Source organism: Erythrobacter donghaensis (genome assembly GCF_002155425.1).
Lineage (GTDB): Bacteria > Pseudomonadota > Alphaproteobacteria > Sphingomonadales > Sphingomonadaceae > Erythrobacter > Erythrobacter donghaensis.
The window spans coordinates 95,209-119,658 of sequence record NZ_MUYG01000009.1; the positions used below are offsets into that span (position 1 = coordinate 95,209).

The following is a 24,450-nucleotide window of genomic DNA, read 5'->3' on the forward strand; positions in this document are numbered from 1 at the left end:
GCAGATTAGACCGACAGGCCGCGGCGCGGGGCCTCGCGGTTCCAGCGGTTGACCATCATCAGGAGGCCGATGCAGATCATGTTGGTCATCATCGAAGAGCCGCCATGGCTCATCCACGGCAAGGGGATACCCTTGGCGGGCGCCATGCCCATCACCATCAGCAGGTTGATGGCGATGTAGAAGAAGATCGTCGCGGTCGCCCCGGCGGCGAGCAGCGCGCAAAAGCGGTCCTGCGATTCGCTCGCGACCTTCCAGCCCCAGCGCAGGATCAGCGTGTACATCGTCAGCACGAACAGCCCGCCCATGAGGCCCCATTCCTCGGCCATGGTGGCGAAGACGAAGTCGGTGTGCGGCTCGGGCAGGTAGTTGAGGTGGCTCTGGGTGCCGGCGTTGAATCCCTTGCCGAACAATCCGCCCGATCCGATCGCGATCTTGGACTGGGCGATGTGGTAGCCCGCGCCCAGCGGGTCGCTCTCGGGATCGAGGAAGGTTGTCACGCGGGCGCGCTGGTAATCGTGCAGGGCGAAGAAATAGACCAGCGGCATCGCCGCCACGCCCGCGCCGCCCGCCAGCAGGAACCACCACAGCGGCAACCCGGCAAGGAACATCACCACCACGCCCCCGAAGGCAATCGCCACCGATGTGCCGAGGTCGGGTTGCAGCAGCACCAGCGCGATCGGCAGCACGATCAGCATCCCTGAAGGCACCACCGAGCGCCATGACCCGATCATCCCTGCGGGAAGCTTGGAATAGAACCGCGCCATCGCCAGCACCACTGCGGGCTTCATCAGTTCGGAGGGCTGGATGCGGATCGGCCCGGCCTCCAGCCAACGCTGGCTCCCGCCGCCGACCTGGCCGACGATCTCCACCGCCAGCAGCAGCAGCAGCACCGCGAGATAGGAAGGGTAGGTGAGCAGGTTCACCAGCTCGCGCGGGAGCGAAGCGATGATCCCGGTCATCACCGCGAACACGGCAAAGCGGATGAAATGCGACTTGGCAAAGGGCTCCATCGCCCCGCCGCCGGCTGAGTAGAGCACCAGTCCGCCGAATGCGGTGAGCAGCAGCAGCGGGATCAGCATTTCCCAAGGCTGGCGGGCGATCGGCTCGGGCACGATCCCGCTGCGGGCGGCAAGCGTGTTCATCGGCCGGTCTCAGCAGGCGAGAGGGGAAGGGGTGTGGGCGTCGGCACCGGCGCGGGCGGCGCGGCGCTGCCTGCCGGAACGCCCGAGGGGTTGGCCTCGGGCCGGGGGGCGATCACTTCATCGGCAATCGCCTCAGTCTGGGCAGCGGCGACCCGCGCCTCGGCCTCGACCCGGTCGAAGATCTCCTCCTCGCGGCGCGGCGGACGGCTGACGGTCGCGCCGCGCTCGGCGGCATAGGCGGCGTAGCGCCGTTCGAGCCGCTGCTGCGCGGTGCCGCCCCAGCCTGCCTCGAGCGCGGTCAGCGCCTCCATGCCCTTGGCCGGATCAAACAGGAAGGTCATCACGTCGCGCGCGATCGGATAGGCCGCGCCCGAACCGCCGCCGTGCTCGATCACCACCGCCCCGGCGTAGCGCGGGTTGTCATAGGGGGCGAAGAAGATGAACAGCCCGTGGTCGCGGTATTTCCACGGGCCGGACTTGCCGTTCGAGATCGAGAGCGAGACAACCTGCGCGGTGCCGGTCTTGCCCGCGATCAACACATCCGGGATCGGCAGCCGCGCGCGCCCGGCGGTGCCGGGGCCGTTGACCACATCGCTCATCGCCTTGCGGACATAGGTGACCTGCTCGGTCGAGAAATCGGCCTTGTCGAAGCCCTGCGGCTTGGTGTCGAGCGTCAGGCGCGGCATCACATGCTTGCCGGTGGCGAGGCGCGAGGCCATCACGGCGAGCTGCAAGGGGCTGGCGAGCATGTAGCCTTGACCAATCGTGGCGTTGACCGTGTCGAAGGTCTGCCATTCGCGGCCCCACTTCTTCATTTTCCATGCGGGGTCAGGGACAGTGCCGTAGAACTGGCTGGTGACGGGGAGGGGGAATTCCTGCCCCATCCCGCACAGCCGCGCCATGTCGGCGATCGGCTGCATCCCGACACGCTGGGCCATCGAATAGAAATAGACGTCACAGCTTTGGTAGATACCCTTGGCCATATTGGTCGCGCCGTGGCCGCGGCGGTTCCAGCAGCCGAACACGCGGTTGCCCACGCGCAGGCCGCCGCCGCAGAACACGGTTTCCTCGGGGTCGACACCGGCCTGCATCAGCGCCATCGACACCATCGGCTTGACGGTCGATCCGGGCGGGTAGAGTCCCTTGAGCACCTTGTTGCGCAGCGGCACGCGCTCGTCCTCGCGCAGCATCGCATATTCGACGCCGCCGATCCCGTCGGAGAAGGAATTGGGGTCGAAGCTCGGCATCGAGGCCATGCACAGGAGATCGCCGGTGCGGCAGTCCATCACCACCACCGAGCCGCTTTCAAGCCCGATGCGGCGCGCGGCATAGTCCTGCAAAGGGCCGTCGATGGTGAGGCGCACGGGATTGCCCTGCACATCCTCGCGGGTTTCGAGATCGCGCACGATCCGGCCCGATGCGGTCACTTCAACGCGCCGGGCGCCGGGCACCCCGCGCAGTTCCTTCTCGAACTGCTTTTCGAGGCCGTCCTTGCCGATCTTGTAACCCGGCGTGATCAACAGCGGGTTGGGGTCTTTCTCGTATTCCTCGGCCGAGGCAGGCCCGACATAGCCGATCAGGTGGCCGACGCTCGACGCGGTCGGATACAGCCGCGAAAAGCCGCGTTGCGGCACTACGCCGGGCAGGTCCGGCAGGCGCACGCTGAGCGCGGCGAATTGTTCATAGCCAAGCCCGCTCGCGACCTCGACCGGAGCGAAGCCGCGCGAAGTGGAGACCTTGTCCTTGATATCGGCGATCCGTGCCGGCCCGAGCGACAGAAGCTCGCCCAGACGGTCGATGGTCTTGTCGGCATCGACCAGCCGCTCGGGGATCAGGTCGACGCGGAAATCGGCGCGGTTGGACGCCAGCGCTGCGCCGTTGCGATCAAGGATCCAGCCCCGGCGCGGCGGGATCAGCGTGAGATTGACCCGGTTGCTTTCGGATTCCAACCGGTATTTCTCGTTCTCGGCGACCGAGAGATAGCCAAGGCGCAGCGCCAGCAGCACCCCGATTCCGCCCTGCACCGCGCCGATCACCACCGCGCGGCGATCAAAGGTGGCACGCAGGATCGAGGCATTGAGGAGCTTGTTCGGGCGGTCGGAAACGCCATTTCGGAACGGGAACTTGAACTTCATCAGTCGATCGTCCGCGCACGCGAGAGCCGGAACCGGTCGAGCCAGGCGACCAGCCGCGCGATCATCGGATAAAGCAGCACCGCCAGCGCCGCCTGCGGGGCGGCAACCGCGAACATTTCCGGCGTCAAGGGCGCGCCCGAGATCACCAGCGCCGCGCTCCAATAGGTCAGCGCCAGCAGGCTGGCGGCGAACCAGTCATGCCAGAAATCGCGCCAGGGAAAGCGGGTCTCGATCAGCTCGATCGCAATCATCGCCAGCGACCATAGCAGAATTGCGCTGCCGAAGGGCTGTCCGCTGAACAGATCGTCGAACGCGCCGAGCGGGGCTCCGGCCCACAGCGGCAGCACGCCGGGTCGCACCATGCGCCAGCCCAGCAGCATCAGAAAGCCGAGCGAGGGCAGCAGCGGCATCAGATCGGCCATCAGCAGCACCGGCAGCACCGATCCCAGCATGATCGAGGCATAGGGCACCGAACGCCTACGCAACGGCGAGGACGTGCGGTTGATCCGGCGGCCATAGATGTCCGAACGTGCGCGCGGGTCTAACTGCTCCATCACTCCTCCCCAGCTCCGGCGCGGGGCGAGGCGGTGGCGGCAGGGGAGGAGGAGGCGCTCGGGCCGGGGGCCGGGGCGGCGGACGGATCGGTCAGCTCGGCCACGGCGGCAGGCTGGGCAACGGGCTCGACCGCGACGAAATTGGTCGAGGCCGGTTCCGCCACCAGCTGCGCGATGCCGCCATCAGGCGTGATCTTTGCGATCACTGCCACAGCGACGCCGGGGCGGTAATATCCGCCTGCGCCGCTCGTCACCATCATGTCGCCGACCTTGAGCGGATTGACCCCAAGGTTGACGAGGCGGATGCGCAGCAGTCCGTCGCCGCGCCCTTCGGCAAAGGCAATGACATTGTCGGCAGCGCGGCGCACCGGCAGCACGCTTTCGCTGTCAGTCAGCAGCAGCACCCGCGCCGATCCGCGCCCGGCTTCGAGCACGCGGCCGACGACGCCGCGTTCGGACACCACCGGCATTCCCGGTCGCACGCCATCATTCCACCCAGCGCTGATATAGGCATGGCGCCGCCCGCTAGTGGCGGTAGAGCCGACCAGCCGCGCCATCGCCACCGGCCTGATCTCGCCTTCGGTCAGTCCAAGCAGGCCCTTCAGTCGCGCATTCTCAGCCTTGAGCGCGTTAGCCTCGCCCACGCGGATACGAGCGATCTCAAGCTCGCGGCGAAGTTCGGCGTTTTGCGATCCGGCCTGGAAATAGCCCGCGATGCCGGCGATCATCCCCTGCGATCCCGCGCGGGTTACGGCGCCCGCCTCACCCGCCGGGGCGACGACATCGCTCGCCACACCGCGCAGGGGGGCGAAGGCCGCCGGCTGCCACAGCGACAGCATCAGCAGCACAAGGCCCAACGCAGCACCCGCGCCCGCCAGCAGGTAGCCGGTGAACAGCGAATACTGCGCCTTCTTCGAAAAGCCCGAGCGGCGCGAAGAGGGGGGCGCCATGGCTTAGGATCCCTTCTGACTTAGGCGCAGCGCACTCACGCGGTCATCAGCACGCCGCGATAGATCGGATCTTCCATCGCCCGGCCCGTGCCGATGGCGACGCACAGCAGCGGGTCTTCGGCGACCGAGACGGGGAGGCCGGTTTCTTCACGCAGATGCTCGTCGAGCCTACGGATCAAAGCACCGCCGCCGGTGAGCACTATACCCTGATCGACGATATCCGCTGCCAGTTCGGGTGCGGTGTTTTCGAGCGCGATGCGCACGCCTTCGACAATCGCGCCGATGGGTTCGCTCAGCGCTTCGGCGACATGGGCCTGATTGATGGTGATTTCCTTGGGAACGCCGTTCACAAGGTCGCGGCCCTTCAGGGTGATGGTCTCGCCGATTCCGTCTTCGGGGATCATGGCGATGCCGTAATCCTTCTTGATGCGTTCTGCCGTGGCGTCACCGATCAGCAGGTTGTGGTGGCGGCGCACATAGGAGACGATGGCTTCGTCCATCTTGTCGCCCCCGGTGCGCACCGAGGTGGTGTAGGCAAGGCCCCGCAGCGAGAGAACGGCAACTTCGGTGGTGCCCCCGCCGATATCGACCACCATGCTGCCAACCGGCTCGGTCACCGGCATGTCGGCACCGATCGCCGCGGCCATCGGCTCGAGGATCAGGTGCACGTCCGAAGCGCCCGCGTTCGAGGCCGCGTCGCGGATCGCGCGACGCTCAACGGACGTGGAGCCCGAAGGCACGCAGATCACGATTTCGGGATAGCGGAACATCGACTTCTTGCCGTGCACCTTCTGGATGAAGTGCTTGATCATCTGCTCGGCCACTTCGATGTCAGCGATCACGCCGTCGCGCAGCGGGCGGATTGCCTCGATGCTGTCCGGGGTCTTGCCCATCATCATCTTCGCATCGTCACCCACGGCCTTGACCCGGCGAATGCCGTTGATCGTCTCGATCGCGACCACCGAAGGCTCGTTCAGAACGATTCCCTGATCCTGCACGTAGACGAGGGTGTTGGCCGTTCCGAGATCGATGGCCATGTTCTGCGAACCGAATTTGAAGAAGTTGGACAGAAAGCTCATGGATGAAGGTGTTCCAGTGGTGGCGGGGCGAGGGCCGCACGCCGCTGAGAGGGGCGGTGGCGGTGGAATTCGACCCGGTTATGACATGACAGGCCGCGCCTAGCGAATCCGCAGGCAAAAGGCCAAAATATTTGTCCACTGTGACGGCGATTTTATGCCGCCCACCCTCGAAATTGCGACGGCCCATCGCTAGCGTGCGACAAATGCCCGAAATCCGCCGCCTGCCTTCGTCACTTGTGAACCGTATTGCTGCGGGAGAGGTGGTCGAACGCCCTGCTGCAGCGCTCAAGGAGCTGGTCGAGAACGCGATTGATGCGGGTGCGCAGCGAATCGGTGTGGTGCTGGGCGAGGGCGGTCTTGCGCGCATCGAAGTGGTCGATGACGGGTGCGGCATGGGGCCCGATGGCATGGCGCTGGCGCTCGAACGCCATGCCACCTCCAAGCTCCCGGATTCGCTGATCGGCGCCGACGGCGCGATCGAGCTGGTGACGACGCTGGGCTTTCGCGGCGAGGCGCTGCCAAGCATCGCCAGTGTCGCGCGGCTCACCATCGAGAGCCGCGAGGCGGGCTCTGCGGAAGGCTGGCGCCGGGTGGTTGATCACGGCGCGCTGCTGGCGGACGAGCCTGCCGCATTGCCACCGGGCACGCGCGTGCGCGTCGAAGATCTGTTCGACAAGGTGCCCGCGCGCCGCAAGTTCCTGCGCACCGCACGCAGCGAATATGCCGCCTGCCTCGACGTTGTCCGCCGCCTCGCGATGGCGCGGCCCGATATTGCCTTCACGCTGGAGACGGCGAGCGATGGGGCGAAGCGCACCGTCCTCAACCTGCAAGCCGGTGAGGAGCTGGCGACCCGCGTCGCGCGGATCATCGCGCATGAGCTGAAGGACAACTCGGTCGCCATCGCCATGGACCGCGACACGCCGCACGGGGTGATGCGGCTGACGGGGCTTGCGGGCCTGCCGACCTACAACCGGGGCGTGGCCGATCACCAATACCTCTTCGTCAACGGCCGCCCGGTGAAGGACCGGCTGCTGGTGGGCGCGGTGCGCGGTGCCTATGCCGACATGCTCGCGCGGGATCGCCACGCGGTGCTGGCGCTGTTTCTCGAGCTGCCGCCGCAGGATGTCGATGTGAATGTCCATCCGGCCAAGACCGAGGTGCGTTTCCGCGACAGCGCCGGAGTGCGCGGATTCATTGTCAGCGGGCTAAGGCAGGCGCTCGCGACAGGGGATCGCCGCTCGGCGCAGGGGCCGGACCGCGCCGCCATGGGCAGGTGGGTGAGCGAGCCTGCCGCAGCGGTCGAAACACAGTCACCGGCACTTGCCAGCATCTTCTCGGGCCGCGACTGGACGGCGGCGCAACCGCGGCTCGGCGAGGCGCGTCAGGATTGGAGCGCACCGCTCCCCGCGCCGCAGGGCCGGGCCGAGGAAGCCGCACCCGTTCCCGAGGAAGCGCGCCAATACCCCCTCGGCATCGCGCGGGGGCAGGTCGCCAACACCTATATCGTCGCCGAGGCCGCCGATGGCCTGGTGCTGGTCGATCAGCACGCCGCGCACGAACGCCTCGTGCTCGAACGCCTGCGCGCCGCGGGGGCAGGGGAGGCCAACCGCCGCTCGCAGGCGCTGCTGGTGCCCGACGTGGTCGAAATGGACGAGGTCGATTGCGACCGTCTGGAGGATGCAGCGGAGGGACTTGCGCGTTTCGGCCTCGTGATCGAACGCTTCGGGCCCGCCGCGATGCTGGTCCGCGCGCTCCCCGCTGCGCTGCCCAAGGCCGACAGCGCCCGCCTGCTGCGCGACCTCGCCGACGATATCGCCAAGCACGGCAAGCAGGAGGACAGCGGCGCGCTGCTGCTCGCCGAACGGCTCGAACTGGTGTTGGCGACAATGGCCTGCCACGGATCGGTGCGCGCAGGCCGCACGCTCAGCGTCGCAGAGATGAACGCGCTGCTGCGCGAAATGGAGGCGACGCCAAGGTCAGGCCAGTGCAATCACGGGCGACCGACCTGGGTGAAGCTCAGCATGGAAGATGTCGAAAAGCTGTTTGGACGGCACTGAACCGCCCTCCGCACCGCGCGCTAGGCGCGGCGGGCGTGCTCGTCGATGTCGGGAATGATGCGATAGCGCGCCAGCACGAGGCTGAAGACCCCGAACATCACCATGCCGATCGCGACGAGGGTGAACAGCCATCCCGTCCCGGCGAGCGATTCGACCGCCTCGCCGAGCGTCTTCACGTTCGACGATCCCTTGGCCATAAAACCGGTCTCAATCAGCGACCAGCCGATCACCGCAAAGGTCACCGCGCGCGCGGCGTAACCGATCCTCCCGACCAGCTTGGTCTGATCAGGCGCGCTCGGGGAAATATTGTGCATGAACTTGGCGGTCGCGGCCTTCAGGCCCTGCGCCACCGCGGCGAGGAAGAAGGTAACGCCGAGAATGCCGATCACCGCCCCGCCGAGCGGGAAGGACAACATGCCCTGCGCCGCCTCGGACGCGCCTCCGCCCGCTCCCGCTGCTGCGCCGGTGGCGAACTTGTAGGCCGTCCACGCCAGCGCGAGGTGTCCGATCCCGCTTCCGGCATGGCCGATCCGCTGGGCCCAGCCCTTGGCGTCAGAACCCTTGTGCTCGATATCGAAAGCGGGCGAGGCGAAGCGGAACAGCGCATATGCCAGAAGACCGACCACCAGCACCCATAGCAGGACCGTACCGCCGGGGATGGAATCAACCGTCGCGAAGATGCCCGTGGTGCCCTCGCTGATCTGTCCGATCGCGCCAAGCGCGATAAAGCCCAGCACCGTATAGAGCACCGCGCGGGCGAAAAAGCCGACCCGCACCAGCATCTCTAGCTTACCCGTCCCGTTGTTCACTTGCGCGTTCCTCTTGCCTTGCCATGTGCAAGCAAGAGCCGTGTTCACGGAGACTTGTTCCTTCCGCGCTGGAAATCGTCGCGCAGGAGGGGCGGCGGTCAGCGGCGCAGCGCGCTTTCGATGTCGGCGAGCTTGCCGTCCGCCGAAGCATCCTCCGGCAACCCGAGCACAGCCCGCAGCAGGGCGGCGACCGCGACATTGTCGAACACCGGAACCCTCGCACCGCGCGCGAAGGCCGGGCCGCTGGCGATGAACACCGCGAGCATGTCCGGGTCGGCATTGTCATAGCCATGCGCCCCGCCGCTCACGGGGTAGGCGGGGGCACCAGACAGGATCGTCCAGCCATTCTCGGCGATGCAGATGATCGCCGCGACGCGCGGGTTGGTGCCGTATTTGAGGCGCGCGGGCAGGTCCTCCTTGCGCTGGCAGGTCATGTGCTCGTGCGGCACCAGCAGCGCCTCGGCGACGCGGTTGTCGGTGCCGGCGGCAGGCTCGATCGCGGCATAGGGGCCGGTCTCGACCGCGATGTAGCTCGCCCGGTCAAGCAAATCGTCGAGCTGGATCACGCGGGCCTCGTCCACCTGCCGCATCCCGTGGTCGGCGACGATGACCCAGTTGACCGCCACGCCCAGCGCCTTCGCGCCTGCAACGAGCTCGCCGATCCGCGCGTCGACCTCGGCGATGGCGGCGTTCACCTCGGCGCTGTCGGGACCGAAGCGGTGGCCTGCGGTGTCGACCGTGTCGAAATAGATCGTGGCAAAGGCAGGGCGGAGGCTCGCGGGGCGACGCAGCCAGTCGATCAGCGTGGTGACGCGCTGCACATTGGTGACGTTCTGATCGAAGCGCAGCCAGTCGCGCGGGCGCATCTCGCCGATCGCGACCTCGCTGCCCGGCCAGAACATCGTCGCGGTGCGCAGCCCTGCGCGCTCGGCGGCGATCCAGACCGGCTCGGCCTCGTCCCACCAGAAGGGGTCGAGCGCCTGACGCGCATTGCCGAGGCTGAACATCTCGCCCGGACGGCGCGGATCGATCATCGAATTGCCGACGATGCCGTTGCGGTCGGGCACCTTGCCGGTGACGAGCGCATAATGATTGGGGAAGGTCTTGGTCGGAAAGCTCGGACGCATCGACCCGCTGGCGCCTGCCTTGGCGAGCGCAGACAGGTTCGGAGTGATCCCGCGATCCAGATAATCGGGGCGGAAGCCGTCGATGCCGACGAGCACGGTGACAGGGCGCTGTGGCTCCTTTGCCGAAGCGGCAAAGGGAGCAAGGACGAGGGCGGCAATCAGCAGGATCAGGCGCATGGTTCGCCCCCTATGCACGCGGGATGTCAGAACGGCGACGGCGCGCAATCAAACGTTGAACTTGAACAGCAGCACGTCGCCGTCCTGGACGACATATTCCTTGCCTTCCTGGCGCAGCTTGCCCGCTTCCTTCGCGCCCGCTTCGCCGCCGAGCGTGACGTAATCGTCATAGGCGATGGTTTCGGCCCGGATGAAGCCGCGTTCGAAATCCGAGTGGATCTCGCCGGCTGCCTGCGGGGCCTTGGCGCCATCGGGGAAGGTCCAGGCGCGGGCTTCCTTGGGACCGGCGGTGAAGAAGGTCTTGAGGCCGAGCAGCTTGTATCCTGCGCGGATCACGCGGGCGAGGCCGCTTTCGGTGAGGCCCAGCGCCTCCAGAAATTCGCCCCGGTCTTCCACCGGCATGGCGACCAGCTCGGCCTCGATCGCGGCGGAGACGACCACCGCTTCTGCACCCTCGGCCGCAGCCTTGGCGAAGACCTTGGCGGACAACTCGTTGCCCTCGGCGGCGTCCTCCTCGGCGACGTTGCAGACATACAGCACCGGCTTGGCGGTGAGCAGCTGGGCCTGTTTGAACAGGCGCGCTTCCTCCTCGTCCTTGGGCTCGGTGAGGCGCGCAGGCTTGCCGTCGCGCAGCAGGTCGAGCGCCTGCCCGAGCACGCTCGCCATGGCCTTGGCTTCCTTGTCGCCCGCCGCGCCGCGCTTGGCAGCGGCGGGGACGCGTTTTTCGAGGCTTTCAAGGTCGGAGAGCATCAACTCGGTATCGACCACTTCGGCATCGGCGATGGGATCGACCTTGTTGGCGACGTGCTGGATGTCGTCATCCTCGAAGCAGCGCAGCACGTGGACGATCGCGTCCACCTCACGGATATTGCCGAGGAACTGGTTACCGAGACCTTCGCCCTTGCTGGCGCCCTTCACCAGACCCGCGATGTCGACGAAGCCGAGCTGGGTCTCGATGATCTTGGCGCTCTTGGCGATGGCGGCGATCTTCTGGAGGCGGTCATCGGGCACCGCGACCTGGCCGACATTGGGCTCGATGGTGCAGAAGGGATAATTGGCCGCCTGCGCCGCCTGCGTCTCGGTCAGCGCATTGAACAGAGTGGACTTGCCCACGTTGGGCAGGCCGACGATCCCGCAACGGAAACCCATGATAAATTGCCTTGGCTATCAGGAAAGCGCCGCCCTTAGCCGCGTGGCCCGCGAATGGCTAGAGCCTCACCGCTGGTGAACCGCGCGCACCAACGGCCCGGCGCGCGAATTGCCGAGCCAGTCGGTCTGCACCTGCGCGGTGACCGTGTTGATCGGCGTTTGCGGAACCGCGCCGCCGCTGACCGGCAGGCGCAAGGGCCGCGTGCCGGGGGGCTGGGCGATCAGCCCCGCGATGGCGCGGGCGACGTCCATCGGATCGTTGCTGCGGCCCGACCCGTCCTCTGCCCCCATCGCGGCGACCTGATCGGGGTAGCCCTTGTTGTGGATCGCCATCGAGCGTGCCTTGAGTGCTGCTGAGTAGATATTGCGATTGACCCAAACCTTGGTGGGATAGCCGCCGGGCTCGATGATGGTCACGTCGATCTGGTGCGGCACCAGCTCGTAGGCAAGCTGCTCGCTCATCGCCTCCAGCGCGAACTTGGTGGCTGAGTAGTGCCCGGAATAAGGCGCGATGACACGGCCCAGCTGGCTCGAAATCTGGATGATCTGCCCGCCGCCCTTGCCGCGCATCCCCGGCAGCACCGCGCGCGCCATGCGGTGCGGGCCGAAGACGTTGGTGTCGAAGATCAGGCGGGTGGCCTCCATGTCCTGCACCTCGACCGGGGAGGTGATGCCGATCCCGGCGTTGTTGACCAGCACGTCGAGCGGCCCGCCATTGATCCGCTCGGCCTCCTTCACCCCGGCGTTGACCTGCTTCAAGTCGGTCACGTCGATCCCGATGACGTGCAGGTCGAGGCTCTCGGCACTCGCCAGCGCGGTCAGTTCGTCCGCCTCGGGGCGGGGGAGGTTGCGCATCGTCGCGAATACCCGCGCGCCCTGCCGTGCCAGCACTTCCGCCGTCAGCCGCCCGAAGCCCGAGGAGCAGCCGGTGATCAGCACGCTCTTGCCCGCGAAGGAAAGTTGGGGTGTGTAAACCGGCTCGGCGGAACGGGCGCGCTGGGCGGTGAGTGCGGCGGTGGCGGCAGCTCCGGCGAGCAGGGCGCGGCGGTCGAGGCTCATGGGGCAAGTCCTTGGCTGAGGCGGGCGTCAGTCCAGACTATTGGCTCTGCGCCATTGTGCAAGCGCGTCCGGGGTGCGCAGGCGGATCAGTGTGCCGGAGTAGCCCGCCAGCTTCGCCTCGGTGCGCGGGCCGGGGCCGCTGTTCCAGTTCATCACATACCAGAAGAACGCCGCATCGAAGCGTTCGGGGCAACCTTCGGGCATATCGGGGCGCGAGCGGCCACGGTGGCTCACGATCCGCTTCGCCAGCCGCCACAGGCACAGGCGGATCGGGAAATCGAGGTAGATCACGGTGTCCGCCCGCGCGAGCCGGGGCGCGAGGGTGCTGCCGTAGTTGCCCTCGATCAGCCATTCGTCCTGCGCCACCACCTCGGCGAGGCGGGCGTGCAATTCGGCCTTTTCGGTCTCGACCCAGCCCGCCTGCCAGCCGAGTTGATCCATGTGGACGAGCGGGAGGCCCATGCGCGGCGCGAGTTCGCGGGCAAGGGTGCTCTTGCCCGATCCGCAGGGGCCGATGATGAGGACGCGGCGCATTATTCCGCCACCGATTGCTGTCGCTTGAGCGCCTCGCGCCGCTTGCGTTTGAGATAGTCTGTCAGTTCGCCAGCGCCCTTCTCCATACCGGAGGGGATCTGGTAGCGGGCCCACCACAGGTTGCTCCAATGCCGGCGAGGCAGGCGCGATCCGTCGACTTCGATTGCGACGTGATAGCCGGGTGCGCGGTAATTGTGCCGCTTCTCGATCCGCGTGATCTCCTGCCAGGTTATGCGGTGGCTCCAGAAATTGCCGGCCAGACGCAGGCCATGCGGATAGATCTCGAGCCGGAAGGCGAAGAGGTGGTTGAGCTGGAGAACCACGATGAGCAACATCAACCCGGCGCCACCAAGGATTATGAGACCCCGCCACCAGCCACCGGGTTTGGCGAACAGTGCGAAACCGGACGACGCCATCGCCGCTGCCAATATGCCGAAGATCGGCAGACACAGCAGCACAGCCAGATGCCCCCACCAGCGCTGGCGGATAATGATCGGCCCCCGCGCCACGATCACCACTGCATCCGCAGCGCCACATCATTCATGAAGCGCACGTCATCGCCTTTTGCCAGCCACGCCGCCTCTGCGCTCACCGCGCCAAGCATGGCGGCGAGATCGTCCTCCTCGGTCTTGGCGAAGTTGCCGAGAACATGGCCAGTCACCCGGTCCTTGTGCCCGGGATGGCCGATCCCGAGCCGGATACGGCGATAATCGGGCGCGCCGAGGCTGGCGCAGTGCTGGTCGATCGAGCGCAAGCCGTTGTGCCCCGCATGCCCGCCGCCCTGCTTCACCTTGACCTTGAAGGGGGCAAGGTCGAGCTCGTCATGGAACACGGTCAGCGCTTCGGTGCCCAGCTTGTAGAACCGCAGCGCCTCGCCCACTGCGCGGCCGCTTTCGTTCATGAAAGTCGCGGGCTTCAGCAGCAGGACCTTGTGGTTGCCGATCCGCCCTTCCTGCGCCCATCCGCTGAACTTCTTCTGCACCGGCGCGAAGTCATGCATGTCGGCGATGACGTCTGCCGCCATGAAGCCGACATTGTGCCGGTGGAGCGCATAGCGCGGTCCGGGATTTCCGAGGCCGACCCAGATCTGCATGATGTTTCCCTAGCGATGCTGCCCACAAAACGAAACGCCGGACTTCCCGCAAAGGAAGCCCGGCGTTTGCGAAGCCGTTACCGGCCGATCGCTTATTCGGCGTCGGCGTCTGCGTCGGCGACGTCGGCAGTGGTGGTGTCACCTTCGCTGCTCTTGAGCGCCGAGGGGGCGACGAGCGTGGCGATGGTGAAATCGCGATCGGTGATCGCGCTGGTGACGCCCTTGGGCAGGGTCACTTCGCTGATGTGGATCGCATCACCCACGTCCTTGCCGCCGACATCGATCTGGATCTCGTCGGGGATGGAATCGCTGGCGCAAACCAGTTCGAGTTCGTGGCGCACGACGTTCAGCACGCCGCCCTTCTTGAGGCCGGGCGACTTTTCTTCGTTGATGAACACCACCGGCACCGCAACTTCGACCTTCGAATCCGCCGAAAGGCGCAGGAAGTCGACGTGGGTCGGGCGGTCAGTCACCGGGTGAAAGGCGACATCCTTCGGGAGCGTGCGGACGGACTTGCCACCGATCTCGATGTTGACGATCGAGTTCATGAAGTGGCCGGTCATCAGCTGACGAACCAGTTCCTTCTGCTCGACGTGGATCATGGTGGGTTCTTCCTTGCCGCCATAGATGACAGCAGGGGTCCGACCTTCGCGGCGAAGTGCTCGGGAGGCTCCCTTGCCAGCCCGTTCGCGCGCTTCGGCCGGCAGGGTAAGAGTCTCGCTCATACGGATGCCTTTCGAATGCGTGTTTGATTGCAGTTGTCACCGGTGCGACCGCCTCCAGGGATGACCGGAAGCACCGAAGCGCGGGCCCTTAGAGAGAGATGGCCGGTTTGGCAACCGCTTTAGGGGAGGCGGCGCACGCGGTAGCCCTGCGCTTCGAGCAGCGCGACCAGCCCCTCGGGTCCGACAAGGTGCGCGGTGCCTACCGCGATCAGCGGGCGGGGCTGCTGGCCAAGCAGCGGGACGAGCGCATTGGCCCAGCGCTGGTTGCGGCCCGTGAGCAGCGGCTCGCGCAGTGCGGGGTCGGCGAGGAAGCCTTCGCGGGTGGCCTGTTCGATCGTGTCCGCATCGCCCGCCAGCCAGGCGCGCTGGAGCCGTTCGGGATCGGCGCGCGTCTTGTCGCTCTCGCGTACCACGGCGGCGAGCATCGCGCGCTGCTGCGTTTCGGGGAGACGGTCGAACAGTGAAAGCTGACCGCGCGCGCCCTCCAGCTCGCGCACGGGGCGGCCCGCGAAATCGCGCAGCACCGCGCGGTCGACGCCATTGGCGGGATCGCCCGTCGCATCGACCTGCGCGAGCGCGATGGCTGCCGCCCAGGTCTCGGTCGCGCCGAAGCGGGCCGGATCGAGATCGCCGCGCGCCATCAGCTTCGCGAGCGGGTCGGCCAGATCGGACGGAACGCGCGCGGCCAGCGGCGGCAGGCCGGGGGTCGCGGAAAGCTCGGCGTAGGTGCGCGAAAGCGCCGCGCTGTCATCCAGCGCGGCGATCTCGACCACCAGCAGATCGGCCTCGGAGACGGCCTGCGTTATGGCGGGCGTGCGCCAGCGGGTGCCTTCCGGAAGGGCGTGGATCGTGCCAAGCATCCAGCCCTCTACAGTGCCATCGGCCGAGGCGATTTCGTAGAGCAGCGGGTTCGGCGGGTCGTCGGGCGGAGGCTCTCGGCACCCGGCCAGCAGGGCGAGGAGCAGCGCGGCGAGCAGCAGCAGCGTGACCTGCACGCCGCTGCGCTGCGTCTGCGCCGTTCCTTCCCGTACCGACATGATCCTCACCCGCCGCGTGCCAGCTTACTGGACGCGGGTGACGGTGATGCCCTTTTGCGCGAGGAAATCCTGCACGCTCTTTGGCCCGCCCAGGTGGCCTGCGCCCACCGCGATGAACACCGTGCCGGGCTGATCCATCCGCGCGCCGATCCACTCGGCCCAGGCAGCGTTGCGATCAAACAGGATCAGATCGCTGATATTCGCCTCGCTCATGTCATCATTGAGCAGCGCGGCGAGTTCATCGACCTTGCCCATCCGCCAGTTTTCGACCATCGCGGGCAGGGCGGTTTCGATCTCGTCCAGACCCTCGACGGTGGTCATCAGCAGCCTGACCTGATCCTCGTTGGACAGCGAGGCGAAAAAGCCGAACTGCTGGTCGAGCGTTTCCAGCCCGATCCGCTCCTTGTCCTTGGTGCGTTCGGTGATCACGCTTTCGACCCCGCTCTCGGCGCCAAAGCCCATCTGGCCAAACTTGGCGACGGTGAGGTTGATGAACACGAACCACGGACGCAGCCGATCGAGCACCGCGGGCGACATGCCATTGGCGGCAAGCTGCGGTTCAAGCTCGGCCACCACCTCGGCAAGCTTGGCGTTCTGCTCGGGCGTCAGCAGGCCGGAAAGCGACTGATCGGGGGCAAGCAGGCCATGCTTGACCACCGCGGCCTGAATGTTGGCGATGTCTTCGGATTCGGGGCCCAGTTCCTTCACCACCAGATCGGCCGAATCCATCGCCTCGGCCACCGGCGGGGTCAGCCACTCGACGTCCTTGGGCAGGAAGTGGAAGGTGCCGAACAGGTAGATCGTGGTATCCTCGTCTGCGACCTTCCACAGGCCCGGCGTGGCGGGCGTGGTCGTGGCGACAGGCTCGGCATGATGGTCGGCCAGCGCCGGGGTGGCGGCCAGCAGCGCGAGCGGGGCGGCGGCGAGGGCAAGCAGCGAGGCAAGTTTCATCGAATGGTCCTTTCGGAGGAGTGGGTAGGGGGGCATTGAAACAAGGCCACCGGTCAGATTTTCCAGCGGGCATAGAGGAACGAGGCCAGCATCGCGACATAGGCGATGGCAAAGACCCCGAAGGCGTGGGGCGGCGGCACGAACCCTCCGGCATAAAGCGCCGCCCAGACCGGAAAGCCCGCGGTCACGGCGAAGAAGCCACCGGTGAACGCGACCAGCGAAACCTCGCGCTGGTAATCGTCGGCCTTCCTCATGTTCTGGATCGGCACGATCAGGAAGACGGTTATCGAGAGAGCGGCGATCAGCACGGCCAGCGCAGGCGACAGCTTCAACTTGTTCCAATCGCCCAGGAGCAGGTTGCCATCGCCCTGGTCGAAATAGCCGGTCAGGAACCCGATTCCTCCCGCCAACGCGGCTGCGGCAAACATGGTGATGACCTGAACGCGCTGACGTTGGCGGAGACGGGCCTCGCCGGGGCCGGGGTCAGAGCCGAGGTTCGGGTCGGTCATGTCAGCCTCCGGGCCATGTTGGCGATGAAGGATGCGATCAGCACCCCGACGAACAGGATCATCACATCGGGCTGGGGCAGCACGCCGCCGCGATAGCCGAGCCACCATGCGGGGGCGACCGTGGTGAAGAAGCGGAAACCGGCGCTCTCGCCGAAAATCAGCAAGTCACGCTCGACCTCGTCCATATTGCGGCGCGTGATGGCGGCAAGCAGCGGCATGCTGACCAGCCACAGCAGCGCTGCGCCCACAGCAAGATCGGTCGGCAGCGGGCCGTTGGAATAGAGATCGTTCGCGAGACCTCCGCCCGAGGGCCGGGCGAAGACCAGCGTGATCAGCATGGAAAAGGCAATCAGCGCGACCATTGCCCAGCCATAGCGCCGGGTGCGCGGGGTGACGGGGTCGCCCTGCGTGAGGGTGGGCCACTTGCGGAAGGTCGCGACCACGATTGCGCCGCCGATGAGTCCTACGATCATCGCACCCGCCACATCGATTGATGCGATATTGTCCTTGGCCACCTGTATCGCGCCCCACGCCATGCCGCTCAGCAGCAGCGTCAGGCCTGCCGCGAACGACAGCACCGGGACAGCAAACCGGCGAAACCGCGCGCCAAGGCTGTTGTCATCGTCTTCGGCCATGCCGGGGATATCGTCAGAGTTCGTCATCGAAAATCTCCTCGATACGCATGTCGAACAGGCGCGCGATGCGGAAGGCGAGCGGGAGCGAGGGGTCGTGCTTGCCGGTCTCGATGGCGTTCACCGCCTGACGCGACACGTCGAGCCGCCCGGCCAGCTCAGCCTGGCTCCAGTCGCGTTCGGCGCGCAGGACTTTGAGGCGGTTTTTCATTCGTCTTCGCTCGCGTCCCAGCGATCGCGCAGCCATTGGAAGGCGAAACCGGCGTAAAAGGCGAGGGTGAGCGCGATGGCGACCGTCAGGCCGTTCATGGCGAGCGCCTCGATCCCGACTGCCTCGCGCTGTGCGCCGCCGCCGCCAAAGGCATAACCAAGCTCGTTGGCTACGTCTCCGGACGCAAGGATGAACAGCGCGACGAGATAGACACCCAGCACCGCGCTCATCCAGCGCAACCCGGTCTTCAGAAGGCTTTGGAGGTATTCGTCCGCGTGGGTGCCGAAGGCGACGCTCAAGGGGCCGCCAGCCATCGATCCGAAAGCCACTGCGCTCAGCATGTTGTCCATGCCGATGAACAGATTGGCAAAGCTGAACACGGCACCGCCCACGCTGAACCAGAGCACCACGAACTGGTTGCTGCGCTCACGCTCGCCGACTGTATTGGGCTTGTAGGGCATTACATGTCCCCCAGCAGGCGCTTGACGAACAGGCCGATGTAGAAGGCGGCGATCGCCAGTATGGGCACCACGGTAGCGGGAATGTTATGGCCGTCTTCGGTGCCGGTCACGCCGTCGAAAAAGCCTTCGGCAGCGGGCAGGCCGAGGAAGGTCAGCAACATGGTCCCGAAGGCGACGCTTGCCCCGGCATTCCACAGCCCCTCGGTGTATTCGTCCGCGCGGCGAGTCGCGAGCATGACGTAACTGCTGCCGATCACGAGCAGAAGCAGGGGCACGGCAACCACCAGCGGCGCGTCCGCAACCGCAGCGACGGCGGTGAGAATGAGCGCACCAAGCCCGGTCCAGCTGGCGGCCATGAAGATGCTGGCCTTGTTCACCGCGAATCTCTCCAGCGAAGGAATTGGAAGATCACCACGAAGGCCATCATGTAGCCGATCCACACGACAATAAGGGCATCGCCCCATTGAACCTTGTCGGACAGCCAGCGCAGAGACCAATGCACTTGCTCAGCCTTCGTGTCGCCGGTCGCGAAATACCAGACCCAAGCGAGAATAAAGATTATGAGGGGCAATGCAGCGGTGGCGTAGGCCAAAACCACCGACGTTCGGCGCCACAATTGCTCAGCATATTCGTCGCGCATAAACTTCGCGCAAATCAGAAACATCGGCACGAAGAACATCAGCACCACCAATGGCGTGTAGTAAATCACCGTGACCAGGGGCGACATGTGGTCCTGAGGATCGAACCCCGTCAGACGGTCGACGAGCAATTCCAGCAGGCTGTAGACCAATGCCGCAAGCGAGGCATTCATCAGCACGAAATAGGCGCGGTAGCGCCGCTGCTTGTCTGGCTTGCCGTCGGAAATGGTCATTCAGGCGCTCTCGTTGCCACCTTTATAAGGGGGCCGGCGGAGGGGCGGGGCTAACCCCTCCGCCGGGTTGCATCACGCGCCCGGAGTGGCGGCGGGCGATGCGGGGGTGTTTTCGGCGAAGCGCATCCGGTCGGCCCGCGCATTGGCGATGGCGACGCGGATCTCCGGCGCGGCGGCTGCCAGCGCGCTCTCGCGGCATTCGCGTTCGAGCCGCAGCGAGGCGCTGTCGCGGCCTCCGTTGGCGCACATCTGGCGCGCCTTGGTGCGCACGCGCTCATCGAGCCGGGCGACACCATCGCGGGTGGTGAGGTCGAGATCGTCATGGGCGACGGGGGCCTCGAATTCGGTCGCGTTGACAGGGGCGGCGTTGACGCTGGCGGGGGCTGCCATCAGGGCGATGGCGACAGCAAGGGGGGCACCGAACGAAGCAAGCGGGGTACGGAAGGACATGGCGGATCTCCTGGGGAGGAAGAGTTGGTTGTGTCAGTGCAACCTTCCGGAATGTCAGGTTGCCCTGACTTTATGTCGTGATTCGCTGACGATGTCAAGATAACCTGACTTGAAGTCAGGCCGATGCGACAAATACGCGCCTTTCCTATTGAATTCGCTCGACGATAAACCCCTTCTCTCGCAGCATCAGAATCACCGAATCGGGCCCCTCCATATGCCCGGCCCCGACCGCCAGCAGCAGGTTGCCGGGCCGCGCCATCCGATTCTCCAGCCACTCGGTCCAGGCGCGGTTGCGGTCGACCAGCAGCACTTCGTAGAAGGCACGCCCAAAGGGGTCTTCGAGCATTTCGGTCACCGCCGCGTCACCCAACTTGCCCTGCGCCCAGTTGTGCTCGGTCTCCCAATCATTGGCGCCCGGTTCGACCAGAGCGCAGCCGTCCCACCCGTCAAACCCCTCGTCGATCATCCCGATCAGCTGCGCCTCGTCGATCCCGAATAGGTTTTCGAGCACCTGGATCGGATCCTCGATCGCCGAAATGGGCCGGCCGCTGGCCTTGAACTCGGCTTCGATCACGGTCTCCACCCCGAAATCGCGCAGCGATCCCTCGGCCGTGGCGGTGGCTTCGGCGATGGCGAACATCGCGATCATCGGCGGGGCATATTCGATCTGATCGGCGGAAAGACCCGCCAGCTGCAGCATCCGCTTGAGCTTGGGCCGGTTGCGCTCGGACAGGCGCGCGGACAGCGGCTCGGCCGGGCGGTAGCGCATCATCAGGGTCATGAATCGCAGCGCCTCGGGGGTCAGTTCGGCCTCGGCCTCACCCTCTGCCTTGTCGTCGCGGGATTCGAACACGACCTCCTGCGCCTCGCCCATCACCCGGTCGAACAGCGGGGTGCGCCAGCGGAAGCCTTCGGGCAAGACGTGGAAGGTGCCGAAGATGGTGATCGTGGTGTCGTCGTCGGCAAGGCGCCACATCGCCGGGGCGGGCTCGTAGTCCTGCCGCGGCGCAGCGCGCGCCGGCCGTGCGGGCAGAACCGCGCCGCCCCCGTGGCGGAACCCGTGCCGCCCGGTGCAGCGCAGCGGGACCGGCTCGGCGGGCAGGGCCGGCTCAGCCGCTACCTCTTCCGCCACCGAGGGCTCCTGCGCGGCGAGCGGCGCCAGTGCCAGCACGAAAGCCAGAGCAAGGCCTGTGGAATGACGAAAACGCTTCATGAATCAGGGCCTCGCGGCAATATTGATGTTGACCGGCAAGCTGCCGCAGGTCGCGCGCATGTCAAGCGCTTGCGAGCGGGCGGAGGCGCTTTGCCCCATCGTGCTGCGCTGCGGCATTGACGCTCGGGGGGCGTTCGGCCATGGCGAGCCGCCATGAGTGCTGCGCCCCTCTTTACCCCGCCTGCGCGCGATCCGTCGCGCTCGTTTCAGGACATGATCCTGACGCTCCACGACTTCTGGAGCGCCCATGCCGGATGCGTGATCCTCCAGCCTTACGACATGCGCATGGGCGCGGGCACCTTCCACACCGCGACCACCCTGCGCGCGCTGGGGCCGGAGCCGTGGAACGCCGCTTTCGTCCAGCCCTGCCGCCGCCCGACCGACGGGCGCTATGGCGAAAACCCCAACCGGCTGCAGCACTATTATCAGTATCAGGTGATCCTGAAGCCCTCGCCATCGGACATTCAGGAGCTCTATCTCAAAAGCCTCGCCGCGATCGGGATCGATCCGCTGGCGCACGACATCCGCTTTGTCGAGGACGACTGGGAAAGCCCCACACTCGGCGCATGGGGGCTGGGCTGGGAAGTGTGGTGCGACGGGATGGAAGTCACCCAGTTCACCTATTTCCAGCAGATGGGCGGCTTCGATTGCAAGCCGGTCGCGGGCGAGCTCACCTACGGGCTGGAGCGCTTGGCGATGTACATTCAGGGCGTCGACAACGTCTATGACCTCGCGTTCAACTCTGCGGGCGTGACGTATGGCGAGGTGTTCTTGGAGAACGAGCGCCAGATGTCGAAATGGAACTTCGAGGTCGCCAACACCGACGCGCTGTTCGATCTCTTCGCCAAGGCGGAAGCCGAGTGCCGCAATGCGCTGGCCGCAGGCGTGCCCATCGCCGCCTATGAACAGGCGGTCGAGGCGAGCCATGTTTTCAACCTGTTGCAGGCGCGCGGCGTGATCTCGGTGCAGGAACGCGCCAGCTACATGGGCCGCGTGCGCGACTTGGCGCGTTCGTCGTGCGAGGCCTATGCGGAGAAGATGACGCCCGAATGGCAGGCCAAGTATCCCGGATGGAGCCTCGTCTGATGGCCGACTTCCTGCTCGAACTGCGCTGCGAGGAAATCCCTGCCCGAATGCAGGCTGGGGCGCGCGTGGAACTGGAAAAACTGTTCCGGAAACAATTGGACGCTGACGGGATAAGCGCAGAGGATTTGACAATCTGGTCAACCCCCCGTCGTTTGGCATTGATCGCTCGGGGTCTTCCGTTGGAAACCGAGGCAACCTCAGTCGAGGTGAAGGGGCCTCGGGTTGGCGCGCCTGACCAAGCCATAAATGGATTCTTGGGGCGCTACCTCGCCAAACAAGAAGAGCTCGTAGAGCGTAACGGCATCTATTTTTTGGAGCGCTTGGCTGCTGGACGCCCAATCTCTCGTGTTCTTCAAGAGGCTGTGGAAACGCTTGTTCGCGACTTCAGCTGGCCCAAGTCGATGCGCTGGGGCGAGGCGTCGGTCAGCACCGACAGCTTGCGATGGGTACGCCCGCTGTCTGGCATTGTCGCACTGCTCGATGGCGATGTGCTCGAATGTGATGTGCCCGGCGTTCCAGTAGGCCGCGAGACCTATGGCCACCGCTTCCATTCGAGCGGACCGATTGTTCTGCATCACGCAGATAAGGCGCATTACCTCTCACTGCTGGCAGCAGAGAAGGTAATCGTCGATCACGATTCGCGCGCCGCCATCATCCGCGAAGGCGCGGCCAAGGTTGCCGCTGACGCAGGCCTCATGCTGGTTGCCGACGAGGGGCTGGTGATCGAGAACGCTGGCCTGACCGAATGGCCCGTCCCGCTGCTCGGCCGCTTCGACGAGGGTTTCCTCGACGTGCCGCCCGAGGTGATCCAGCTCACCGCGCGGGTGAACCAGAAATATTTCGTGTGCGAGGACGCGCAGGGCAAACTCGCCAACGCCTTCGTCTGCACCGCCAACATCGCGCCTATTGACGCAGCCGTGGTGGTTGACGGTAACCGCAAGGTTCTGGCCGCGCGGCTCTCCGACGCGCGCTTCTTCTGGGAGCAGGACCAGAAGACCCCGCTCGCCGAACACGCGAAGAAGCTGGCGCGCATCACCTTCCATGAGAAGCTGGGCACCGTCGCCGACAAGGTCGAGCGGGTGGCGCTTATGGCGCGGGGGCTTTGCGAGGAGGGCGTTGTCGCAGGCGATCCCGACCTCGCGGAGCAGGCCGCTCGGCTTGCGAAGGCCGATCTTGTCACCGAGATGGTCGGCGAATTCCCCGAATTGCAGGGACTTATGGGCGGATATTACGCCGCCAAGGAAGGGCTGCCGCAGGAAGTCGCAGAGGCGATCCGCGATCACTACAAGCCGGTCGGGCAGGGCGATGATGTGCCCACGGCGCCGCTTTCGGTCGCGGTCAGTCTGGCGGACAAGCTCGATACGATTGCCTGCTTCTTCGCGATCGACGAAGCGCCGACCGGTTCGAAAGACCCGTTTGCCCTGCGGCGCGCGGCGCTTGGCGTCATTCGTCTGATTGTCGAAAACGATCTACGCGTATCGCTGAAGGGCCTGATCACTTGCGCCTGGTCTTATGCCGCCTTCGTGGACATGGTGAACGAGATCCGGCGGCTGCAGTCCGGCACCACCGGGCCGCTTTTGCTTTCGCATGTGGGGCGTTTGCAACCGCATCTCGGCTTTGCCGCGAAGAGCGACCTTGTCAGCTACCGACAAGTGGACGGCAAGGTCGACAACTGGTCCTTCAGCGCCATGCCATGGCACCAGATCGCCAACAGCATTGCGCCGACCATCGATCCGGCACCCGTGATCGGCTTTTTCCTCGACCGCCTCAAAGTCCAGCAGCGCGAAGCGGGCGTCCGCCATGACCTGATCGACGCTGTCTTCGCGCTTGGCGGGGAGCACAACCTCGTCCGCCTTCTCGCCCGTGTCCACGCCCTGCAAGCCTTCGTCACCACCGAGGACGGCGCGAACCTGCTCGCGGGCTACAAGCGCGCGGCGAACATCCTCAAGAAGGAAGACTGGCGCGGGATCGAAGGCGAGATTTCGCTGACCGGCGAGGAAGATCCGCTGTCGGGGGTCGACGATCCCGATCTCGCGCCGGTGATCGCTGCCAAGATGGCCGAGCGCCACGCCGCGGCGGAGCATCTTTCCTACACGCCCGAACCGGCCGAAAAGGCGCTGATCGACGCGCTCGACGCTGCTGCCCCGCGCGCTGCCGAGGCGGTCGCAGCGGAACGGTTCTCCGATGCGATGGCCGCGCTCGCCACCTTGCGCGCGCCCATCGACAGGTTCTTTGAAGAGGTGACTGTCAACGCCGAGGAGGCCAACAAGCGCGCAGCACGCCTTACCCTGCTGGCGCGCTTCCGTGATGCGGTCCACCGTGTCGCCGATTTCAGCCGGATCGAGGGGTGATTTCTCTCGCATATCTTTTCGTGTCACCTTGAGCAAAGGTGTATAATTTCAAGGCCATGACCCCTGTATGGAAAGTGACACGCTGTAA

Annotated in this window: 26 protein-coding genes; 3 read left to right on the forward strand and 23 right to left on the reverse strand. The window is 65.9% G+C overall.

Annotated elements, in window-relative coordinates; all coding sequences use genetic code 11:
* Positions 1-5: 5 nt before the first annotated feature.
* Genes rodA through BZF59_RS06755 form a run of 5 tightly spaced genes read right to left on the reverse strand, consistent with a single transcriptional unit; the run spans position 6 to position 5,860 of the window.
* Complete coding sequence (rodA, locus tag BZF59_RS06735) at positions 6-1,142, reverse strand: rod shape-determining protein RodA (RefSeq protein WP_086607489.1); 1,137 nt, start codon at positions 1,140-1,142, stop codon at positions 6-8.
* The gene (gene mrdA, locus BZF59_RS06740) at positions 1,139-3,277 is read right to left on the reverse strand and encodes a penicillin-binding protein 2 (RefSeq protein ID WP_086607490.1); all 2,139 of its coding nucleotides are present in this window, start codon (positions 3,275-3,277) and stop codon (positions 1,139-1,141) included. The genes rodA and mrdA overlap by 4 nt, the downstream gene beginning before the upstream one ends.
* Positions 3,277-3,831 (reverse strand): rod shape-determining protein MreD, encoded by a 555-nt coding sequence (mreD, locus tag BZF59_RS06745; protein WP_086607491.1) that lies wholly within the window; start codon positions 3,829-3,831, stop codon positions 3,277-3,279. Before mreD ends, mrdA begins: the two co-directional genes overlap by 1 nt.
* Positions 3,831-4,781: a rod shape-determining protein MreC gene (locus BZF59_RS06750; RefSeq protein ID WP_086607492.1), complete on the reverse strand. Its 951-nt coding sequence runs from the start codon at positions 4,779-4,781 to the stop codon at positions 3,831-3,833. The genes mreD and BZF59_RS06750 overlap by 1 nt, the downstream gene beginning before the upstream one ends.
* A 35-nt stretch (positions 4,782-4,816) precedes the next feature.
* Positions 4,817-5,860: a rod shape-determining protein gene (locus BZF59_RS06755; protein WP_086607493.1), complete on the reverse strand. Its 1,044-nt coding sequence runs from the start codon at positions 5,858-5,860 to the stop codon at positions 4,817-4,819.
* 203 nt (positions 5,861-6,063) lie between these two features.
* Between BZF59_RS06755 and mutL the strand changes: the two genes are divergently transcribed.
* Entirely contained in the window at positions 6,064-7,917 is a 1,854-nt protein-coding gene (gene mutL / locus BZF59_RS06760) for a DNA mismatch repair endonuclease MutL (RefSeq protein WP_086607494.1), read from the forward strand.
* A gap of 20 nt (positions 7,918-7,937) precedes the next feature.
* Here the strand turns inward: mutL and BZF59_RS06765 are convergent, their stop codons facing one another.
* From BZF59_RS06765 to BZF59_RS06850, 18 genes are all read right to left on the reverse strand, one after another.
* The gene (locus tag BZF59_RS06765) at positions 7,938-8,726 is read right to left on the reverse strand and encodes a DUF1206 domain-containing protein (RefSeq protein ID WP_245806055.1); all 789 of its coding nucleotides are present in this window, start codon (positions 8,724-8,726) and stop codon (positions 7,938-7,940) included.
* A 98-nt stretch (positions 8,727-8,824) separates the two neighbouring features.
* Complete coding sequence (locus BZF59_RS06770) at positions 8,825-10,030, reverse strand: alkaline phosphatase family protein (protein ID WP_086607496.1); 1,206 nt, start codon at positions 10,028-10,030, stop codon at positions 8,825-8,827.
* Between the two features lie 48 nt (positions 10,031-10,078).
* Complete coding sequence (gene ychF, locus BZF59_RS06775) at positions 10,079-11,179, reverse strand: redox-regulated ATPase YchF (RefSeq protein WP_086607497.1); 1,101 nt, start codon at positions 11,177-11,179, stop codon at positions 10,079-10,081.
* Between the two features lie 66 nt (positions 11,180-11,245).
* Positions 11,246-12,238, reverse strand: a complete 993-nt coding sequence (locus tag BZF59_RS06780; protein ID WP_086607498.1) for an SDR family oxidoreductase — start codon at positions 12,236-12,238, stop codon at positions 11,246-11,248.
* Between the two features lie 27 nt (positions 12,239-12,265).
* Positions 12,266-12,772 (reverse strand): AAA family ATPase, encoded by a 507-nt coding sequence (locus BZF59_RS06785; RefSeq protein WP_086607499.1) that lies wholly within the window; start codon positions 12,770-12,772, stop codon positions 12,266-12,268.
* Complete coding sequence (locus tag BZF59_RS06790) at positions 12,772-13,287, reverse strand: hypothetical protein (RefSeq protein ID WP_143738117.1); 516 nt, start codon at positions 13,285-13,287, stop codon at positions 12,772-12,774. The genes BZF59_RS06785 and BZF59_RS06790 overlap by 1 nt, the downstream gene beginning before the upstream one ends.
* Positions 13,284-13,865, reverse strand: a complete 582-nt coding sequence (gene pth, locus BZF59_RS06795; protein WP_086607501.1) for an aminoacyl-tRNA hydrolase — start codon at positions 13,863-13,865, stop codon at positions 13,284-13,286. The genes BZF59_RS06790 and pth overlap by 4 nt, the downstream gene beginning before the upstream one ends.
* A 92-nt stretch (positions 13,866-13,957) precedes the next feature.
* A complete protein-coding gene (locus BZF59_RS06800; protein ID WP_086607502.1) occupies positions 13,958-14,590 on the reverse strand; it encodes a 50S ribosomal protein L25/general stress protein Ctc in 633 nt (210 codons plus the stop codon).
* A gap of 119 nt (positions 14,591-14,709) precedes the next feature.
* Complete coding sequence (locus tag BZF59_RS06805; RefSeq protein ID WP_086607503.1) at positions 14,710-15,627, reverse strand: TraB/GumN family protein; 918 nt, start codon at positions 15,625-15,627, stop codon at positions 14,710-14,712.
* A gap of 24 nt (positions 15,628-15,651) precedes the next feature.
* Positions 15,652-16,578 carry a TraB/GumN family protein gene (locus BZF59_RS06810; RefSeq protein ID WP_158094286.1) on the reverse strand — a complete coding sequence of 309 codons (927 nt, stop codon included), beginning with the start codon at positions 16,576-16,578 and terminating at the stop codon, positions 15,652-15,654.
* 53 nt (positions 16,579-16,631) lie between these two features.
* Positions 16,632-17,087, reverse strand: a complete 456-nt coding sequence (locus tag BZF59_RS06815; RefSeq protein WP_086607505.1) for a hypothetical protein — start codon at positions 17,085-17,087, stop codon at positions 16,632-16,634.
* Complete coding sequence (locus BZF59_RS06820; protein ID WP_143738118.1) at positions 17,084-17,749, reverse strand: hypothetical protein; 666 nt, start codon at positions 17,747-17,749, stop codon at positions 17,084-17,086. The genes BZF59_RS06815 and BZF59_RS06820 overlap by 4 nt, the downstream gene beginning before the upstream one ends.
* Complete coding sequence (locus BZF59_RS06825; protein ID WP_086607507.1) at positions 17,736-17,930, reverse strand: helix-turn-helix transcriptional regulator; 195 nt, start codon at positions 17,928-17,930, stop codon at positions 17,736-17,738. The genes BZF59_RS06820 and BZF59_RS06825 overlap by 14 nt, the downstream gene beginning before the upstream one ends.
* Entirely contained in the window at positions 17,927-18,391 is a 465-nt protein-coding gene (locus BZF59_RS06830; RefSeq protein ID WP_086607508.1) for a hypothetical protein, read from the reverse strand. The genes BZF59_RS06825 and BZF59_RS06830 overlap by 4 nt, the downstream gene beginning before the upstream one ends.
* Positions 18,391-18,768 carry a hypothetical protein gene (locus BZF59_RS06835; protein ID WP_086607509.1) on the reverse strand — a complete coding sequence of 126 codons (378 nt, stop codon included), beginning with the start codon at positions 18,766-18,768 and terminating at the stop codon, positions 18,391-18,393. Before BZF59_RS06835 ends, BZF59_RS06830 begins: the two co-directional genes overlap by 1 nt.
* Positions 18,765-19,262, reverse strand: coding sequence for a hypothetical protein (locus tag BZF59_RS06840; protein WP_086607510.1), 498 nt, complete (start codon positions 19,260-19,262; stop codon positions 18,765-18,767). Before BZF59_RS06840 ends, BZF59_RS06835 begins: the two co-directional genes overlap by 4 nt.
* A gap of 72 nt (positions 19,263-19,334) precedes the next feature.
* The gene (locus BZF59_RS06845; protein ID WP_086607511.1) at positions 19,335-19,712 is read right to left on the reverse strand and encodes a UrcA family protein; all 378 of its coding nucleotides are present in this window, start codon (positions 19,710-19,712) and stop codon (positions 19,335-19,337) included.
* 145 nt (positions 19,713-19,857) lie between these two features.
* Positions 19,858-20,925, reverse strand: coding sequence for a TraB/GumN family protein (locus tag BZF59_RS06850; RefSeq protein ID WP_086607512.1), 1,068 nt, complete (start codon positions 20,923-20,925; stop codon positions 19,858-19,860).
* 153 nt (positions 20,926-21,078) lie between these two features.
* Here BZF59_RS06850 and BZF59_RS06855 point away from each other — a divergent pair, with 153 nt between their 5' ends.
* Together BZF59_RS06855 and glyS are read left to right on the forward strand one after the other, a co-directional pair.
* The gene (locus BZF59_RS06855; protein WP_086607513.1) at positions 21,079-22,011 is read left to right on the forward strand and encodes a glycine--tRNA ligase subunit alpha; all 933 of its coding nucleotides are present in this window, start codon (positions 21,079-21,081) and stop codon (positions 22,009-22,011) included.
* Positions 22,011-24,362 (forward strand): glycine--tRNA ligase subunit beta, encoded by a 2,352-nt coding sequence (glyS, locus tag BZF59_RS06860; RefSeq protein ID WP_086607514.1) that lies wholly within the window; start codon positions 22,011-22,013, stop codon positions 24,360-24,362. The genes BZF59_RS06855 and glyS overlap by 1 nt, the downstream gene beginning before the upstream one ends.
* Positions 24,363-24,450 lie beyond the last annotated feature (88 nt).